This window comes from Novosphingobium aquae, from assembly GCF_037572715.1.
Lineage (GTDB): Bacteria > Pseudomonadota > Alphaproteobacteria > Sphingomonadales > Sphingomonadaceae > Novosphingobium > Novosphingobium aquae.
Genome location: NZ_JBBHJY010000036.1, coordinates 1 through 374, shown reverse-complemented (window position 1 = coordinate 374; position 374 = coordinate 1). Strand labels below are relative to the sequence as shown.

At 66.0% G+C, this 374-nt stretch carries 1 protein-coding gene; it reads left to right on the top strand.

Annotated elements, in window-relative coordinates:
- On the top strand, positions 1-374 hold a 374-nt coding region (locus tag WG900_RS20170; RefSeq protein WP_339970188.1), incomplete at both ends, for a hypothetical protein.

Below are 374 nucleotides of genomic sequence, written 5' to 3'. Positions count from 1 at the left end.
GGACCCATGTTACCGCGCAGACCCATGGGGCCCTGGTCGACATTTCCGCTGCGGGCCAGCTGACGGGCTCGCGCCTCGAAGGGACGAACAACCTGATCGTTGCCGGCGCGACTGGAAACGAGGGGGCCAACGGCCTGAAACTTGACGGCACATCGATCGCTACGCCGGCCGACGTAAACAGCCTGCAGCGCGGCAGCGGGACGATCTTTGCCGGGACCGACAGTGCGATCAATGCCCCTGGCGTTTCCCTCCTCGCCGCAGCCGGCGCGTCCGAAACGGCGTTTCGTGTCTCGGGAAATGCGGTCGCCGTCGAGGCCGCCCAGAACCGCGTGAGCAACACGCTTGAGGTGGACGCTGCGGTGCTGAAAACTTCG